This is a genomic window from Psychroflexus torquis ATCC 700755 (genome assembly GCF_000153485.2).
Lineage (GTDB): Bacteria > Bacteroidota > Bacteroidia > Flavobacteriales > Flavobacteriaceae > Psychroflexus > Psychroflexus torquis.
Window position 1 is genome coordinate 1,739,001 of record NC_018721.1, and the last position, 19,068, is coordinate 1,758,068.

Annotated in this window: 11 protein-coding genes; all 11 read right to left on the bottom strand. The window is 35.6% G+C overall.

Annotation, left to right across the window (positions count from 1 at the left end):
• Positions 1–676: 676 nt before the first annotated feature.
• Complete coding sequence (rfbA, locus tag P700755_RS07500) at positions 677–1,546, bottom strand: glucose-1-phosphate thymidylyltransferase RfbA (protein WP_015024102.1); 870 nt, start codon at positions 1,544–1,546, stop codon at positions 677–679.
• Between the two features lie 118 nt (positions 1,547–1,664).
• Positions 1,665–2,027 carry a four helix bundle protein gene (locus tag P700755_RS07505; RefSeq protein ID WP_015024103.1) on the bottom strand — a complete coding sequence of 121 codons (363 nt, stop codon included), beginning with the start codon at positions 2,025–2,027 and terminating at the stop codon, positions 1,665–1,667.
• A 289-nt stretch (positions 2,028–2,316) separates the two neighbouring features.
• The gene (gene rfbB / locus P700755_RS07510; protein WP_015024104.1) at positions 2,317–3,366 is read right to left on the bottom strand and encodes a dTDP-glucose 4,6-dehydratase; all 1,050 of its coding nucleotides are present in this window, start codon (positions 3,364–3,366) and stop codon (positions 2,317–2,319) included.
• An 80-nt stretch (positions 3,367–3,446) separates the two neighbouring features.
• Positions 3,447–4,463 (bottom strand): NAD-dependent epimerase/dehydratase family protein, encoded by a 1,017-nt coding sequence (locus tag P700755_RS07515; protein WP_015024105.1) that lies wholly within the window; start codon positions 4,461–4,463, stop codon positions 3,447–3,449.
• A 2,104-nt stretch (positions 4,464–6,567) separates the two neighbouring features.
• On the bottom strand, positions 6,568–7,788 hold the full coding sequence (locus P700755_RS07525) for an ATP-binding protein (RefSeq protein WP_015024106.1): 1,221 nt from the start codon (positions 7,786–7,788) through the stop codon (positions 6,568–6,570).
• A gap of 115 nt (positions 7,789–7,903) precedes the next feature.
• Positions 7,904–8,641, bottom strand: coding sequence for a GDP-L-fucose synthase family protein (locus tag P700755_RS07530; RefSeq protein WP_015024107.1), 738 nt, complete (start codon positions 8,639–8,641; stop codon positions 7,904–7,906).
• 44 nt (positions 8,642–8,685) lie between these two features.
• A complete protein-coding gene (locus P700755_RS07535; RefSeq protein WP_015024108.1) occupies positions 8,686–9,009 on the bottom strand; it encodes a type II toxin-antitoxin system PemK/MazF family toxin in 324 nt (107 codons plus the stop codon).
• Positions 9,000–9,245 carry an AbrB/MazE/SpoVT family DNA-binding domain-containing protein gene (locus P700755_RS07540; RefSeq protein WP_015024109.1) on the bottom strand — a complete coding sequence of 82 codons (246 nt, stop codon included), beginning with the start codon at positions 9,243–9,245 and terminating at the stop codon, positions 9,000–9,002. Before P700755_RS07540 ends, P700755_RS07535 begins: the two co-directional genes overlap by 10 nt.
• Positions 9,246–11,027: 1,782 nt before the next feature.
• Positions 11,028–12,449 (bottom strand): nucleotide sugar dehydrogenase, encoded by a 1,422-nt coding sequence (locus tag P700755_RS07555; protein ID WP_015024110.1) that lies wholly within the window; start codon positions 12,447–12,449, stop codon positions 11,028–11,030.
• 1,136 nt (positions 12,450–13,585) lie between these two features.
• Positions 13,586–14,755 (bottom strand): ATP-binding protein, encoded by a 1,170-nt coding sequence (locus P700755_RS07560; RefSeq protein WP_015024111.1) that lies wholly within the window; start codon positions 14,753–14,755, stop codon positions 13,586–13,588.
• 807 nt (positions 14,756–15,562) lie between these two features.
• Complete coding sequence (locus P700755_RS07565; RefSeq protein ID WP_015024112.1) at positions 15,563–16,984, bottom strand: nucleotide sugar dehydrogenase; 1,422 nt, start codon at positions 16,982–16,984, stop codon at positions 15,563–15,565.
• Between the last annotated feature and the right edge of the window lie 2,084 nt (positions 16,985–19,068).

A 19,068-nucleotide genomic window follows, 5' to 3' on the forward strand; every position in this document is an offset into this window, starting at 1 on the left:
TTAATATAAAAATCTAAATAACTATAAAGGAATTTTATTTTGATAACCAAATTCAATATCATCTGAAACCATAACTCCTTGCTGAGAGGCAATCATATAAATACCATAACCCAAAGTTATCTTCTCAATCTCAGCACTCATGGTATTTTACATACGCCCTGCATCTGATATCATAAGTACTTTAAACTTGATATTGTTTGAAGCATAAAGCAATTCAGGTCTGAGTTTTTTAACAAAGCTTTATTTAAAGAAAAAATTTATAAGCAGTTGATGCAAAATTTTGACCGCTTCATAGTATAAAATCATAAATAAATTAAGCCTAAATTTTTAATATCATCCAATAAAAACTTAAATTTCTTATCTCTTCTGGATTTACTCGCTCACTTCCTCCTACCATTTGCAATAAGGGTAAAAACATAAAAAGACCAAAACCGTCTAAACGGCTACTTATATGCTAAGGCTTAACGCTAGAAATATGCGGTAGCCTAGAGGACTATAAAAATAGTAAAATGTAGAAAATTGCTTAGCTAATATTTTTTTGATGCTTTGCATTTAAATTGGATTAATTGACCTAGTACTAGTTTGGGTAGTTGTTAAGTTTTAGGTTGTTTGATTTCAAATTATCTTGAAAATTAATAAGTTAAAAGCTTCAGCTTAAAGGCTGCCTATTGATGTATTAATCTATTATGCTGGCTAGATAGCTATAATATTCTCCTTTTTTCCCTTCTAAGTCTTTTGAAATATCAGCTTTATTAAGCCATTGCATTTTTAAGCCAATCTCTTCTAAGCAAGCAATTTTTAAACTCGTGCGTTTTTCAACTACTTTTACAAATTCTGTAGCTTCTGTAAGAGCTTCGTGTGTCCCCGTATCTAACCAAGCAAAACCACGGCTTAAAATTTGCATTTTTAAATTTCCTTGTTTTAAATAAGTCTCATTTACAGTGGTTATCTCTAGTTCACCTCTATGGGATGGCTTAACGTTTTTCGAAATTTCTACCACTGAATTGGGATAAAAGTATAAACCTACTACTGCAAAATTTGATTTTGGTTTTTCGGGCTTCTCTTCAATACTCACCACATTTTGATGTTCGTCAAATTCTGCAACACCATACCGCTCAGGATCATTTACATAGTTTCCAAAGACTACTGCTTTGTTGTCTTGTTTAACAGTTTTTACTGCATTGGACAATAAGTTTTGTAATCCAGCACCGTAAAAAATATTATCGCCTAAAACTAAACAGACATCATCGTTACCTATAAATTCTTCTCCTAAAATAAAGGCTTGTGCCAATCCATCTGGTGATGGCTGTTCTTTATAAGTCAAGTTAATCCCAAATCGAGACCCGTCCCCCAAAAGGCGTTTAAAATTTGGTAAATCGTGAGGTGTAGAAATAATTAGAATCTCTCTAATCTCTGCTAGCATTAAAACCGACAACGGATAATAAATCATCGGCTTGTCGTAAATAGGTAAAAGCTGCTTGGACGTCGCAAGGGTTAAGGGGTGTAATCTAGTACCTGAACCCCCTGCTAGGATTATTCCTTTCATTTTTTTGTTGTTAAGTAGTTATGTTGTTATGAAGATTGTTAAGTAGTTATGGTGTTATGGTGTTATCGAGTTATGAAGATTGTTAAGTAGTTATGGTGTTATCAAGTTATGAAGACTGTTAAGTTGTTATGCTTTTAATCAATTTTGCTAGCATTCTTCTAATATAAATAATTTTTTCAAAGGTGGATTGAGTATCGACTTCGTTTGCGATGTAGTTTAATCTTATCGAAATTTCAAATTGTGTCTCTAGTTCCGATAACGAGCCTAATGCTATATATAAAAAACGTGCAAATTCTTTTTCTCCTTTTCTACCTGCTCCTTCTGCAATATTTGACGGTATAGAAACTGCACATCTTCTCATTTGACTTGTTAATCCATACATTTCTTCTTTGGGAAATGATTTTGATATGGAGTAAATGTCTTCAACTAGATTCATGCTTTCTTTCCATAGGTTGAGGTCTTTGTGGCTTTTGACGTTCATTTTATAGTTATGGAGTTGTGAATACTGTTATGGTGTTATCGAGTTATGAATACTGTTATCATGTTATCGAGTTATGAAGATAGTTATGGGGTTATAAAACAGTTATGATGTTATCTTGTTATAAAAACTGTTATCATGTTATCGAGTTAAAAAAGAGTTATGGTGTTATAGTATTATAGTACAGGTATGATGTTGTCGAGTTAAAAAATAGTTAGGATGTTATGGACGGTAAACTGGTTCTAATAGACATAAACCCCGTAGCTACTTAACAACGTAACAGCATAACAATTTACTTATACTGCTCCTCATAATAATTCTGATACTCCCCACTCGTTACTTTCTTCATCCATCCCTTATTCTCTAAATACCAATCTATTGTAATACTCAAACCTTCTTCGAAAGTTACTGTTGGTTTCCAACCTAGTTCTTTATTTATTTTGGAGGCGTCTATTGCATATCTTAAATCATGTCCTGGTCTGTCCTTAACGTAGGTGATTAGTTCTTCACTTGTCCCCACTGGATTTTCTAACTTCTCATCCATTTGTTGGCAAAGTAATTTTACTAAATTGATGTTTTTCCATTCATTAAATCCACCGATGTTGTAGGTTTCTTTGACTTTTCCTTTTTCTAGAATCAAGTCAACTGCAAGTGCATGATCAATAACATATAGCCAATCTCTTGTGTAGTTGCCGTCTCCATAAACAGGAAGTGATTTTTTATTAAGAATATTGTTTATGAAAAGAGGGATTAGTTTTTCTGGAAACTGGTTTTGACCATAGTTGTTCGAGCAGTTAGAAATGATAAATGGTAAACCATAAGTTTCTCCATAGGCTCTCACAAAGTGATCGCTACTCGCTTTAGAGGCTGAGTAGGGGGAGTTAGGATCGTAGGAAGTTGTTTCTGTAAACAGTCCCGTTTCTCCGAGTGTTCCATAAACTTCATCCGTACTAATGTGGTAGAACATTTTATGACTAAAATCTTCTTTCCAAATTTCAAGTGCAGCATTTAATAGATTCATCGTTCCCATCACATTTGTTCTAACAAAAGAAACTGGGTCAGAAATAGATCTATCTACATGTGATTCAGCCGCAAGATGGATAACTGTATCAAATTTATATTTTTTAAATAAATCAGATATTTTTTGTGTGTCATTTATATCTTCTCTAATAAAAGTATAATTCTCTTTATTTTCAATATCCTTTAAGTTCTCGAGATTTCCTGCATAGGTGAGCGAGTCTAAATTGTAGATGTTTTGATTTGGATATTTATTTACAAATAGACGAACAACATGTGACCCGATAAATCCAGCTCCTCCAGTAATTAATATATTTTTGTCCATTTTTTGAGATTAATTATTCTACGCTAATCGTTTTAAATTATTCAGAAATAAATTCTTTTTACAAAATATATTAATATAATCTATAAATTCATGTGATAGTCTTTATACCAACGAACAAACTCTTCTATTCCTTTATCAATTTTAGTTGTTGGCTTATAATTGTAATCTTTAAAAAGTGCACTTGTGTCCGCCCATGTTTGTTCGACATCTCCTGGTTGCATAGGCATCATTATTCTTTCAGCTACTTTTCCAGTAGCAACTTCAATTTCTTTAATGTAGTCATTTAATTTAACAGGACTTCCATGACCAATGTTGTATAAATTGTACAGACTTTTATTCGGATTTTTCTTTTCAATAGTATTTATCACACCTTCTACAATATCGTCAATATAAGTAAAATCACGTGAAAGATTTCCTTCGTTAAAAACCTTAATAGGTTTATTATTCAGGATGGCATCAGTAAATAAAAACATGGCCATGTCAGGTCTTCCCCAAGGTCCGTAAACGGTAAAGAATCTTAAACCAATTGTTTTTATACCAAATAAATGACTATACGTATGCGCCATCAACTCGTTACTCTTTTTAGTAGCAGCGTACATGCTAATTGGGTTGTCCACATTATCATTAGTTGCAAAAGGTGTTTTTTCGTTTAAACCATACACACTAGAGCTACTTGCATAAACGAGTTTTTTTACTTTTGTATTTCGCACACACTCTAATAGATTGGCGAAACCCATGATGTTACTTTCTACATACTTCATAGGTTTTTCGATACTATATCTAACACCTGCTTGAGCAGCAAGATTACAAACTACATCGAAACTGTTTTCTTCAAAAAAAATAGGTAAATTTTCTTGATCTTCTAAATTAATTTTGATAAACTTTAGTTTATCACCATGTGAATTACTATTTATACCTTTATTGTATTGAATTTCACTCTCTGAAATACCTAATTCTTTTAGACGAGCATATTTTAAGTTGACATCATAATAATCATTGATATTATCTAATCCGACAACATCATGTCCTAATTTTAGAAGTTGCTCGCAAAGATGGTATCCAATAAATCCTGCTGCTCCAGTGACTAATATTTTCATTCTGTATTTTATTTCTCTGAAAAAGTCTATTTATGACTTTTTCTACTTTTTTTTAAAATTTTAATAAAATATTTAGCAACAAACAAAAAATTTAATTTTCTCATTTCTTCTTGCACTCTACGTTTCTCTATCTTAAAAAAGTTCTGCTGATGTATTGTAAAATTATTTGATGGGTATAGTTGGCATTTTGGAGTGTGGGAGACTTCTTACTTCAAACCAACTTTATTAATATAATACTATTTCTCTGAAAAGTTTAAATCAAATTATTTAAGCTCACCTCTCACTACTATTTACTCACCACTAATAGCTTCCTTAGGCTTAATCGAGTTCTCGATACATATTTCACTTTTTTCAAAAGCAAGATATACTCGAACTGACGGCAGTTAACAACTCAAAAAAATTACAGCTTCGCCACCCTGAGTCCCTTAAATGGGTCAGATGAGGATTTTCATATTTTAACTCTAAAGCCTTGGTTACTCAGCTTTAGAATTGGCTAAAATACACTTGCTATGTTAAGTAAAAGTTGACTAAATATTAGCTTTATGTGCAATTTGTATTTAACGCATAAGCGAATGCAAATAAAAGCGTTTTCTTAAAGAAAACAAAAATAAAGTGCATAATTTTTTTGATGAATCTTGTTGAGTCTTAAAACAGTGTCATTCCGTGCAAGGCGATAGCCGCGATACGGAATCTGTTTAAGTCATGTTCTAAATATTGAAAAAACCTATCTCAACGTGGCTTCGATACACCCCGCTACAAAAAAGCAGGTCACTAAGCCACCTATTCACTATTGTCATTCCGACAGAGAAGTTCTTTTTACTTCGACAAGGAATCTTTCCTATTCCGTTCAAGGCGATAGCCGCGATGCGGAATCTCTTCATTCCGTGCAAGGCGATAGCCACGATACGGAATCCTTATAAGTGATGTAATTTCTTGTTTAATTTCTGGATAAAATTAGTGCTTTTATTCATTTTTTCCATTGATGAAAAAACGAACCAAAAAAATCTAGGCTTATTTTTATGTCTTTGAAAACTACAAAAGTGGCTCCTCCACGCAAAGCAAACCGTTTCACTAGTGCTTTGCTCCTTCATCCTTTCTTCACCACTTTTTTGTTTTCTAATCTCCATAAAAAGTAGGCCGTTTTCTAACAGTCGAGAGGTGCTTCGAAATCAGTTACTCAGTCGAGTTCTCGATACAATAGTTTTGGTCTTTCGCCACAAACCCATTACTCGAACTGACATTTATTGAATTAAAAATTCTTAATTATAAATTAATAATTAGTTTAACTCACCTCACACGTCTAACCACTCAAGACTATTCGCTCATCCTCTAAATTTTAGAAACTCGGCTTAAAACAGCCTCAGACAGTCTAAAATTTTACGAGGCTTTTGCTTCAATTTTTACGGCTTAATTTAGTAGGCCGTTTTTCTTTGTATCGTGTAACTTGAAACCTCGAGGATGTCACTTCGAGCCTGCCTGCGTTCCTTGGAAGGCAGGTGATTTTCGATAGAAAATTGTATCGAGAAGTGCTTTGAAGTTATGAGATTAGACGAGTTCTCGATACAAATTTCACTTTTTTCAAAAGCAAAATTCACTCGAACTGACATTCATTCAATTAATAATTTTTAATTAAAAATTATTAATTGAATGAATGTCAGTTCACTGTTCGTTATTCTGTGTTCAGCAATCCTTATTCAATATTCGGTATTCACCACTCACCTCTCACGGCTACTCACTACCGACTAATATCTCCCTTAGGCTTAATCGAGTTCTCGATACAAATTTCACTTTTTTCAAAAGCAAAATTCACTCGAACTGACATTGACAGAAGAAAATTTGAATTGTAAATTTTGAAATTTTAAATATGAAATATACTTCACCACTCACCTCTCACAACTAACGACTCACTTATCACTTCGAGCCTGCCTGCGTTCCTTGGTAGGCAGGTGATTTTCGATAGAAAATTGTATCGAGAAGTAGTTTGAAGTTTTTAGCTAAAAGAGTTCTCGATACAAATTTCACTTTTTTCAAAAGCAAAATTCATCTGCCATATCGTCCACAAATAAAAACTCCCGAAAAGGAGTTCCAGAAATTATATTCAAAGTTAAGTAAGTAAAAAACTTCTTAGGTCTTGGGTCTCGATTCCTGCAACTGTATTTCCGGAAAAGCTTTCCATGGTAACTACCTTTTTGGGATAATTATCTTTAATTTGTTTTAGATTGCCAAACTCACGTTCTAGCGTAGCAGGATCATTAATAGTTAAAGCCACCTGCACATATAATTTTTCTCCTTCTTTTTCTGCAATAAAATCTACTTCTTTGTTCCCCAGCATTCCTACCTGTACTTTATATCCTTTAAAAAGCAGATGATTATATACTACGTTCTCCATGATCTTTCCCCTATCCTCCAACCTGAATCCCCAGAGTCCGTTCCGGATGCCCAGGTTTTCAAAATAATACTTTTCGCCTATCTCGAACAACCGCTTCCCAATTAAATCGTAGCGCCCCACTTTATGGACTAAAAAAGCATTTACCAAATGCTGTATATAATTCTGTACTTGGTTGGGCGCCATCTTTACGCGCTGAGACTTTAAAAAATCACTGATCTTTTTTGCAGAAAAGATGCTGCCTGTATGTGCCGCTAAAAACAAAACCAACTGTTCCAGAAAATTAACATTCCGAATAGCATAACGATTAATGATATCCCGGTAAACAATACTCTGGTAGATATTCTTTAAATATTCAAATACCACTTCGTCTTTCAGTTCCAAATGAATGAGATAGGGAAGCCCACCGAATTTGAGATATTTGTTTAAACTCTCCTCATTTTCTGTTAGCCCGTGAAAAGATATAAACTCTGGGTAAGCAAGACTAAAAACCTCTATGGCAATATATCTACCACTGAGATGTCCTGCGATGTCCCCCGACAATAAATTAGCGTTGCTGCCAGTACAATAGAGATCCAGATTGGTTTGAAGTAATAAGGAACGAAGGGCATCCCCAAAATTTTCAATATCTTGGATCTCATCAATAAAAACATAGGTTTTTCCAGATTTCGCTTTATGAGCCTGTACATATTCATGTAAATCTTGGGCAGTCTTTATAAATGAAAAAGCTAGATCTTCTTTATTGATATAAATAATCGTTCCGCTGCTATCATTTTCTTTGATCCATTGTATGATCTGAAAAAGCAAATAGCTCTTACCTACACGCCGCTGACCCGTTAACACCTTAATAATATTCTGCCCGATGAATGGCCGCACCTTCTCTAAATAATGAGAACGTTTATGTATATTATCTGGAATCACTAAATTATTTTCTATCATTATGATTATAACTTTTTACAAATATAGCAAAAGTTATAAGTATGTTTATGTCTTTTGGGTTGTGGTTAGTGAGGAGTGAGCTTTATTGCTCATTGTTTATTGCTATTAACTGCATTTACAATTTCACTTGTTTATACTTATTTTCATTCTCTAAAAACCAATTATAACTACTTTCAATCCCATCTTCCAAATTAGTAGAAGCCTGCCAACCTGCTTTTTTCATCTTATCTACATTCATCAATTTTCTTGGAGTACCATCTGGTTTAGAACTATCCCAAACGATCTCGCCATTATGCCCCACTACTTTTTGAATGGTTTCTGCTAGTTCTTTTATAGTGAGATCCTTACCTGTTCCAATATTATATAAGTGTTCCGGCAATTTATTTTCTAAAGCGAAGACTACCGCATCTGCCATATCGTCTACATGTAAAAATTCACGTATTGGAGTTCCACTACCCCATAATTCAACGGGCTCGTTATTATTAAGCTTGGCTTCGTGAAACTTACGAATCATGGCAGGAAGAACATGTGACGTTTTTAAATCAAAATTATCGTTAGGACCATATAAATTCGTAGGCATAAGACTCACAAAATCCCTACCGTATTGCTTGCGGATAGCCTCACAGGCCATCACCCCTGCAATTTTTGCAATGGCATACCACTCAGTAGTGGGCTCTAAACTACCCGTTAACAAATACTCTTTCTTCAAGGGTTGGGGAGCCAGTTTAGGATAAATGCAAGAGCTTCCTAAAAAGATAAATTTTTTAGCTTCCGTACTATGAGCAGTGTCTATAAGATTATTTTGAATTGTAAATTTTGGAATTTTAAATATGAAATCTGGTTTACTTCTCAAGACTATTCACTTACCACTAACGACCCATTTTCAGTCACAAATAACTAATCCACAAAAGTTTCTTTTAAAACTTCTTTACACTTGTCTATTTCAGATTGTTTTAGTGAGTCAAAAACTTTGAGGACTCTTTGTTTGTCGATGGTTCGGACTTGATCTATGACTATCATTCCTTTTTTACCATTGGATTCAACAGGTACTCGAGTGGGATAAGCTTTTAGAGTTGTTGTCATGGGTGCTACAACAATGGTCTTTAGAAATTTGTTCATTTCGTCTGGTGAAATGATGACACAAGGCCTTGTTTTTCTGATCTCACTTCCCGTTGTGGGATCTAAATTGACTAGAACAATTGAATATTGATTTAGTTCCATTCTTCAAAGGTATCCTCTTCAAAAACATCATTGATAAGAAGGGTATCGTCATCATTTTTCGACATTTCTTTGAACTTTTTGTCCCAGTTTTTTCTAGGATTATGTATAGGTCTAAGAATAATTTGACCTTTTTCTAAAATGAGCTCAACTTTATCTTTAATCTGGTATTTTTCTAATATAGTTTTACTCAACCTTAATCCTTTAGAGTTTCCTATTTTTATAATTGATACTTCCATAAGTTATAAAATGTGTATACAAAGTTATTACTTTTATTGTTGTTTTGTTCTATTATTTTAAAATTTATACCAAACTCAAGACTTATTTTAATATGGCTCCGATACGCCCCGTTATAAAAAAACGGGTCACTCAGCCACCAATTCACCCTTGTCATTCCGACAGAGAAGTTCTTTTTACTTCGACGAGGAATCTCTCCCATTCCGTGCAAGGCGATAGCCGCGACGAGGAATCTTTCCCGTTCCGTGCAAGGCGATAGCGAGATGCGGAATCTTTATAAGTGATGTAATTTCTTGTTTAATTTCTGGATAAAATTAGTGCTTTTATTCATTTTTTCCATTGATGAATCCCGAGGTGTCGGGAGAACCAAAAAAGACTAGGCTTATTTTTATGTCTTAGAAAACTACAAAAGCGGTTCCTCCACGCAAAGCAAACCGTTTCACTAGCGCTTTGCTCCATTATCCTTTCTTCACCACTTTTTTGTTTTCTAACCTCCATAAAAAGTAGGCCGTTTTCTTTGTGTCGAGAAGCCTAAAGGCTCGAGGCTGTCACTTCGAGTGATTTTCGATAGAAAATTGTATCGAGAAGTAGTTTAAAGTTAGGAGATTAGTTCATGTCTCTATATCATTTTCTCTCTCTTTTCTTTTTTGCATCGCCCAATCCCGAAGGGTCGGGAGAAACAAAAAAGACTAGGCTTATTTTTATGTCTTAGAAAACTACAAAAGCGGTTCCTCCACGCAAAGCAAACCGTTTCACTAGTGCTTTGCTCCATTATCCTTTCTTCACCACTTTTTTGTTTTCTAACCTCCATAAAAAGTAGGCCGTTTTCTAACTATCGTGGAACTTGACGCCTCAAGGCTGTCACTTCGAGTGATTTTCGATAGAAAATTGTATCGAGAAGTAGTTTGAAGTTATGAGATTAATCCAGCTTTCTATATCATTTACTCTCTCTTTTCTTTTTTGCATCGCCCAATCCCGAAGGGTCGGGAGAAACAAAAAAGACTAGGCTTACGAAATTCAGTCTAAAATTTACGTTTGCTGTCTAAATTTTAGAAACTCGGCTGAAAAAAACAGCCTCAAACAGTCTAAAATTTTACGTCATCTTCACTTTAATTTTTACGGCTGAATTTAGTAGGCCGTTTTTCTTTGTATCGTGAAACTTGACGCCTTGAATTTACTATTGTCATTCCGACAGAGAAGTTCTTTTTACTTCGACGAGGAATCTTACCCATTCCGTGCAAGGCGGTAGCCGCGATGCGGAATCTTGTCATTCCGTGCGAGCGATAGCGAGATGCGGAATCCTTATAAGTGATGTAATTTCTTGTTTAATTTCTGGATAAAATTAGTGCTTTCATTCATTTTTTCCATTGATGAAAAAACGAACCAAAAAAATCTAGGCTTATTTTTATGTCTTTGAAAACTACAAAAGCGGCTCCTCCACGCAAAGCAAACCGTTTCACTAGTGCTTTGCTCCTTCATCCTTTCTTCACCACTTTTTTGTTTTCTAATCTCCATAAAAAGTAGGCCGTTTTCTAACAGTCGAGAGGTGCTTCGAAATCAGTTACTCAGTCGAGTTCTCGATACAATAGTTTTGGTCTTTCGCCACAAACCCATTACTCGAACTGACATTTATTCAATTCAAAATTAATTTTACTCACGTCTAACCACTCAAAACTATTCGCTCACCACTAATATCTCATTTAGGCTTAATCGAGAACTGACATTTATTCAATTCAAAATAAAGGCATTTTCATCTTACGACGAAAACACCCTATTTATAGATATTAGTTGCCAATAATATTCAAATTAAATCCGAGTGCTTCCATCCTGATTTGGTCTAGTATTCGTCGACCATCAAAAACAAAAGCTGGTTTGTACATATCGTCATAGACGCTTTTCCAGTCTAAAGATTTGAACTCATCCCATTCTGTCATCACCGCAATAGCATGGGCATTTTGACAAGCCTCTTTAGCGGTTTTGACAACTTTCACTCGTTGGCGAATGGTTTCAGAATCATGATGACCTAAATACTCCAAGTCAGCATAAATTTGTTCTGTCTTAACTTTCGGATCATAAACAATAACATCAGCTTGCTCACTAAGGAGATAATCTGATACATAAATCGCCGCCGACTCCCTCGTATCATTGGTATCTTTTTTGAAAGCCCAACCTAGCATCGCTATTTGCTTACCAGAGACTGTATTATATAGTGTTTTAACAATATTTTTGGCAAAACGGAGCTTTTGGTGGTCATTGAGTATAATCACTTGCTCCCAATAATCCGCCACTTCTTGAAGTCCTAAGGACTTAGATATGTAGACTAGATTGAGAATATCCTTTTGAAAGCAAGAGCCCCCAAAACCAACAGAAGACTTTAAAAACTTAGAACCAATTCTGGAATCCATACCTATAGCACGTGCCACTTCATCGACATTTGCGCCTGTTTTTTCACAAATTTCACTCATGGCATTAATACTTGAGATCCGTTGTGCTAAAAATGCATTGGCAGTGAGTTTGCTCAACTCCGAAGACCAAACATTGGTCGTCAAAATTTGAGCCTTTGGTACCCAATGGGCATAGACATCTACTAAAGTCTGCATAGCCGCTTGACCTTCTGCTGTATGTGTATCGCCACCTATCAAGATACGATCAGGATCTAATAAATCATCAATAGCCGTCCCTTCAGCCAGAAACTCTGGATTAGACAAAATTTGAAAATTGACACCATTCCCAGTATTATGAAGTATATCCTTAAGCGCCTCTGCTGTTCTCACTGGCAATGTTGACTTTTCGACGATAATTTTGTCAGTCTTCGCTACACGCGCAATTTGGCGAGCGCATAGTTCGATAAATTTAAGATCAGCGGCCATACCTTTACCGATACCATACGTTTTAGTTGGGGTGTTTACTGAAATAAAAATAATATCCGCTTGATCAATAGCTTCATCTACTTTTGTGGAGAAAAATAGATTTCTGTCACGTGTTTCCGCGACAATTTCAGATAAGCCAGGTTCATAAATCGGAATGTGTTCTACATTGGGATCATTCCAAGCTGCCACTCGTGATTCGTTGATATCAACCACATGAACTTTAATTTCTGGGCATTTCTGGGCAATTACAGCCATTGTTGGTCCACCTACATAACCTGCTCCAATACAGCAGATGTTTTTTATTGTTTTAGTCATTGTATTTGTTAGTGAAATCATTAATTAATAATAGATCTTTATGTTTTTTAATTCTAAGTTATTGTCATTGAAAGCTTAAAGATTGTTTTATTAAATAAATTTAATAAAACAAGATTACGAAATTATAGTTTTTTTATAAGTAATTGTTCTAGTCGTCCAAATTTTAGATGAAAAGTTCAAAACATGAAATGATATCTAGTCCACCGATCACTTCGAGGCTTTCATTCCGTGCAAGGCTATAGCCGCGATGCGGAATCTTTGTAGGTGGTCTTCTGAATATTGAAAAAATCTATCTCAACGTGGCTTCGATACAACCCGCAACAAAAACGGGTCACTCAGCCACCAATTCACTATTCTTCCCATTCCGTACAAGGCGATAGCCGCGATGCGGAATCTTTGTAGGTGGTGTTCTGAATATTGAAAAAATCTATCTCAACGTGGCTTCGATACAACCCGCAACAAAAACGGGTCACTCAGCCACCAATTCACTATTCTTCCCATTCCGTGCAAGGCGATAGCCGCGATGCGGAATCTTTGTAGGTGGTGTTCTGAATATTGAAAAAATCTATCTCAACGTGGCTTCGATACAACCCGCAACAAAAACGGGTCACTCAGCCACCGATTCACTGTTGTCATTCCGACAGAGAAGTTCTTTTTACTTCGACGAGGAATCTTTATTATTCCGTGCAAGGCGATAGCCGCGATGCGGAATCTTTTCAAGTGTAACTCTTTATTTAAGATTTAGATAGAACTAGTGCTTTTATTCATTTTTTCCATTGATGAATCCCGAGGTGTCGGGAGAACCATTCTGCCTTCTCAACCGCAGGTAGGCAGGAAAAATCTAGGATTATTTTTCTTTGAAATTTTTCTTGAATACTATTCATTATTGCTTATTGTGTTAAGCAATAATAGATAATAAATGCTTGTTACATTAAGCAGTGTGATTTCAAAAATTATTTAAACTCACCTCTCACCACTGTTCACTCATGACTCATTGACCCTTAGTCTTAATCGAGTTCTCGATACAAATTTCACTTTTTTCAAAAGCGAAATTCACCTGCCTACCAAGGAACGCAGGCAGGCTCGAACTAACATTAACAGAAAAAAATTTGAATTTGAAATATGAAATCTGGTTTACCAATCTACCCATTATGATTTCAATACATCAATCCAAAATGCCATAGGGGAATGGTATTCAGAAAACCTCTTTCTATGTCATCTTTAACTAAAAATCCTTTTTCAGCATTTTTAATTTGTTTTAAGTCTTTATTTTTTCCTCCAATTTCAAAATCCATGGTATCCACTTTAAAATCACCTAATACCGATGAAGATACTTGATGATTCACTCTTAACTGATTCAGAAAGAAGGTTTCCCTTACATTTCCTGTATTTTGATGTTCTTCAGCTAAATTATATACTAAATTGGTGTTGTCCAAATACACTTTATCTACCTTTCCCAAAGCCCGAATTCCTTTTGTAGGACCTCTCAACTGAGCAACCATACCTGCTTCTTCCATATAAAGAAGATAATCGGCTATGTTATTTCGACTGATTTTAAGCATTTCGGCAATTTTACTCATATTCGGTTTAAACGGTACGCTCTGAGCCACAATAGCTAGTAATTGCTTCAATTTTCTGCCTGTCGCTACATTCATTTCTGCATAAGTAGGAATATCTACTTCCAATGTTTGATTGACGACCTGCTGTAATTTCAAACCGAAATCATCTTCTTTGGCATAGGGGTAGTAACCTTTCTTAAGATAGTCAGCAAACAAAGGAAGCGGGTGGGGAATTTGCGGCACAACTACCTGATGATTCACGATGTCCTCCAAGGTAAATTTCGGCACTTGTTTCTGATGAAACAGCGTTAAATATTCACGAAAAGATAAGCCTTGCATAGTATAAACCACAGCTCTTCTACTCAAATCTGAACTGCCTTTTTTGATATCAAGCACTGACGAACCAGTAAAAACCACTTTCAAATCTTGATGATAATCGTAAATTAATTTCAGCTCTTTAGACCAATCAGGATATTTGTGTATTTCGTCTATAAACAAATATTTGCCTCCCGATTTTACAAAATCCTCAGCAAGATCAGTTAAACGGTTTTTGGCAAAATAAAAATCCTCGGCTGTAACGTAAAGTGTTTGTTGAAAATTCAGATTGCTTTTGATGTATTGCAAAACTAAAGTAGTTTTACCAACACCCCTTGGACCTATAAGCCCAACTAGTCTGTTTTGCCAATTCATCTGATGGTAAGAATAGCGAATAAATTCTGTATCTACCCGGGCAATCAATTGATTTGAATATTCAAATAAACTATCCATTGCTATTTATTTATGCAAATATACAATTATTTGCACTTTCGTAGTGCGTTTTATATAATAATTTGCACTATAATAGTGCGTATTTAGGCATTAGCTTGTCATCTCGAGTTCCTGTAATTGTCATTCCGACAGAGAAGTTCTTTTTACTTCGACGAGGAATCTCTTCATTCCGTGCAAGGCGATAGCCGCGACACGGAGTCTCTCCCATTCCGTGCAAGGCGATAGTCGCGATGCGGAATCTTTTCAAGTGTAACTCTTTATTTAAGATTTAGATAGAACTAGTGCTTTTATTCATTTTTTCCATTGATGAATCCCGAGGTGTCGGGAGAACCATTCTGCCTTCTCAACCGCAGGTAGGCAGGAAAAATCTAGGATTATTTTTCTTTGAAATTTTTCTTGAATACTATTCATTATTGCTTATTGTGTTAAGCAATAATAGATAATAAATGCTTGTTACATTAAGCAGTGTGATTTCAAAAATTATTTAAACTCACCTCTCACCACTGTTCACTCATGACTCATTGACCCTTAGTCTTAATCTAGTTCTCGATACAAATTTCACTTTTTTCGAAAGCAAAATTCACTCGAACTGACATTTTTTCAATTAAAAATTCTTAATTAATAATTCAAAATTATTTCAACTCACCTCTCACGACTAACTACTCAAGACTCACTTGTCACTTCGACCCTGCCTGCGTTCCTTGGAAGGCAAGTGATTTTCGATAGAAATTTGTATCGAGAACCGATATTTATTTTACTCAAAATAAAGGCGTTTTCATTTAACATAAGAAACGCCTTATATATAGATTAGTTGCCAATAATATTCACGTTAAATCCGAGTGCTTCCATGCTGGTCTGGTCAAGTATTCGTCGACCATCAAAAACAAAAGCGGGTTTGTACATATCGTCATAAATGCTTTTCCAATCTAAAGATTTGAACTCATCCCATTCTGTCATCACTGCAATAGCATGGGCATTTTGACAAGCCTCTTTAGCGGTTTTGACAACTTTCACTCGTTGGCGAATGGTTTCAGAATCATGATGACCTAAATACTCCAAGTCAGCATAAATTTGTTCTGTCTTAACTTTCGGATCATAAACAATAACATCAGCTTGCTCACTAAGGAGATAATCTGATACATAAATCGCCGCCGACTCCCTCGTATCATTGGTGTCTTTTTTGAAAGCCCAACCTAGCATCGCTATTTGCTTACCAGAGACTGTATTATATAGTGTTTTAACAATATTTTTGGCAAAACGGAGCTTTTGGTGGTCATTGAGTATAATCACTTGCTCCCAATAATCCGCCACTTCTTGAAGTCCTAAAGACTTAGATATGTAGACTAAATTGAGAATGTCCTTTTGAAAACACGAGCCCCCAAAACCAACAGAAGACTTTAAAAACTTAGAACCGATTCTGGAATCCATACCTATAGCACGTGCGACTTCATCGACATTTGCACCTGTTTTTTCACAAATTTCACTCATGGCATTAATACTTGAGATCCGTTGTGCTAAAAAGGCATTGGCAGTGAGTTTGGACAACTCCGAAGACCAAACATTAGTCGTCAAAATTTGGGCCTTTGGTACCCAATGGGCATAGACATCTACTAAAGTCTGCATTGCCGCTTGACCTTCTGCTGTATGTGTATCGCCACCAATCAAAATACGATCAGGATCTAATAAATCGTCAATAGCAGTCCCTTCAGCCAGAAACTCTGGATTAGACAAAATTTGAAAATTGACACCATTCCCAGTATTATGAAGTATATCCTTAAGCGCCTCTGCTGTTCTCACTGGCAATGTTGACTTTTCGACGATAATTTTGTCAGTCTTCGCTACACGCGCAATTTGGCGAGCGCATAGTTCGATAAATTTAAGATCAGCGGCCATACCTTTACCGATACCATACGTTTTAGTTGGGGTGTTTACTGAAATAAAAATAATATCCGCTTGATCAATAGCTTCATCTACTTTTGTGGAGAAAAATAGATTTCTGTCACGTGTTTCCGCGACAATTTCAGATAAGCCAGGTTCATAAATCGGAATGTGTTCTACATTGGGATCATTCCAAGCTGCCACTCGTGATTCGTTGATATCAACCACATGAACTTTAATTTCTGGGCATTTCTGGGCAATTACAGCCATTGTTGGTCCACCTACATAACCTGCTCCAATACAGCAGATGTTTTTTATTGTTTTAGTCATTGTATTTGTTAGTGAAATCATTAATTAATAATAGATCTTTATGTTTTTTAATTCTAAGTTATTGTCATTGAAAGCTTAAAGATTGTTTTATTAAATAAATTTAATAAAACAAGATTACGAAATTATAGTTTTTTTATAAGTAATTGTTCTAGTCGTCCAAATTTTAGATGAAAACTTCAAAATATGAAATGAGATCTAGTCCACCGATCACTTCGAGGCTTTCATTCCGTGCAAGGCGGTAGCCGCGATACGGAATCTTTGTAGGTGGTGTTCTGAATATTGAAAAAATCTATCTCAACGTGGCTTCGATACAACCCGCTAAAAAAAAGCGGGTCACTCAGCCACCAATTCACTATTCTTCCCATTCCGTACAAGGCGATATCCGCGATACGGAATCTGTTTAGGTGGTGTTCTGAATATTGAAAAAATCTATCTCAACGTGGCTTCGATACAACCCGCTAAAAAAAAGCGGGTCACTCAGCCACCAATTCACTATTATTCCCATTCCGTGCAAGGCGGTAGCCGCATTGCGGAATCTGTTTAGGTTATGTTCTGAATATTGAAAAAATCTATCTCAACGTGGCTTCGATACAACCCGCAACAAAAACGGGTCACTCAGCCACCAATTCACTATTCTTCCAATTCCGTACAAGGCGATAGCCGCGATGCGGAATCTGTTTAGGTGGTGTTCTAAATATTGAAAAACTTGTCACTTCGAGTGATTTTTGATAGAAAATTGTATCGAAAAGTGCTTTGAAGTCTTGAGATTAGACGATGTCTCTATAACATTTATGTTCTCTTTCTTTTTTGCATCGCCCAATCCCGAGGTGTCGGGAGAAACAAAAAAGACTAGGCTTATTTTTATGTCTTTGAAAACGACAAAAGCGGTTTCTCCACGCAAAGCAAACCGTTTCACTAGCGCTTTGCTCCTTCATCCTTTCTTCACCACTTTTTTGTTTTCTAACCTCCATAAAAAGTAGGCCGTTTCCTAAATATCGTGAAACTTGTCACTTCGAGCTTCAATAAAAATAATTTTTCAATTGAAAATTCTTAATTAAAAATTAGTTTAACTCACCTCTCACGACTAAACACTGACATCCATTAGATGTATCAACTAAGCTACAGATAGAATTAATGCTTTCATTCATTTTTTCCATTGATGAAAAAATGAATGAAAAAAATCTAGGCTTACGAAATTCAGTCTAAAATTTACGTTTGCTGTCTAAATTTTAGAAACTCGGCTGAAAAAAGCCTCAAACAGTCTAAAATTTGACGGCACCTTCACTTTAATTTTTACATCCTCTTTTCGTAGGCCGTTTTCTAGCTATCGTGAAACTTGAAGCATTTTGGCTGTCACTTCGAGCCTGCCTGCGTTCCTTGGAAGGCAGGTGATTTTCGATAGAAAATCGTATCGAGAAGTAGTTTGGGGTTGTGAGCTGGAAAAAGTTCTCGATACAATAGTTTTGGTCTTTCGCCACAAACCCATTACTCGAACTGACATTTATTCAATTAAAAATTCTCAATTATAAATTAATAATTAGTTCAACTCACCTCTCACGGCTACTCACTACCGACTAATATCTCAACTTGGCTTCGATACACCCCGCTACAAAAAAGCGGGTCACTCAGCCACCAATTCACTATTGTCATTCCGACAGAGAAGTTCTTTATACTTCGACGAGGAATCTTTCCTATTCCCTGCTATGCGAGAGCCGCGATGCGGAATCTTTTCAAGTGATGTATTTAAGCTTTAAGTGTAACTGCTTATTTAAGCTTTAGATAAAATTAGTACTTTTATTCATTTTTTCCATTGATGAATCCCGAGGTGTCGGGAGAACCAACCTGCCTGCACAACCGAAGGTAGGCAGGAAAAATCTAGGCTTATTTTTATGTCTTAGAAAACTACAAAAGCAGTTCCTCCACGCAAAGCAAACCGTTTCACTAGTGCTTTGCTCCTTTATCCTTTCTTCACCACTTTTTTGTTTTCTAACCTCCATAAAAAGTAGGCCGTTTTCTAAATATCGTAAAACTTGTCATTTCGGGCTTCAATAAAACTACTTTTTGAATTAAAAATTCAAAATTATTTCAACTCACCTCTCGCGACT

Coding starts and splice junctions, on each gene's coding strand:
- P700755_RS07540 (WP_015024109.1), bottom strand. CDS start 9,245: ATGGAAGTATCAATTATAAAAATAGGAAACTCTAAAGGATTAAGGTTG.
- P700755_RS07505 (WP_015024103.1), bottom strand. CDS start 2,027: ATGAACGTCAAAAGCCACAAAGACCTCAACCTATGGAAAGAAAGCATG.
- P700755_RS07555 (WP_015024110.1), bottom strand. CDS start 12,449: ATGATTTCACTAACAAATACAATGACTAAAACAATAAAAAACATCTGC.
- P700755_RS07515 (WP_015024105.1), bottom strand. CDS start 4,463: ATGAAAATATTAGTCACTGGAGCAGCAGGATTTATTGGATACCATCTT.
- P700755_RS07525 (WP_015024106.1), bottom strand. CDS start 7,788: ATGATAGAAAATAATTTAGTGATTCCAGATAATATACATAAACGTTCT.
- rfbA (WP_015024102.1), bottom strand. CDS start 1,546: ATGAAAGGAATAATCCTAGCAGGGGGTTCAGGTACTAGATTACACCCC.
- P700755_RS07565 (WP_015024112.1), bottom strand. CDS start 16,984: ATGATTTCACTAACAAATACAATGACTAAAACAATAAAAAACATCTGC.
- P700755_RS07535 (WP_015024108.1), bottom strand. CDS start 9,009: ATGGAACTAAATCAATATTCAATTGTTCTAGTCAATTTAGATCCCACA.
- P700755_RS07560 (WP_015024111.1), bottom strand. CDS start 14,755: ATGGATAGTTTATTTGAATATTCAAATCAATTGATTGCCCGGGTAGAT.
- rfbB (WP_015024104.1), bottom strand. CDS start 3,366: ATGGACAAAAATATATTAATTACTGGAGGAGCTGGATTTATCGGGTCA.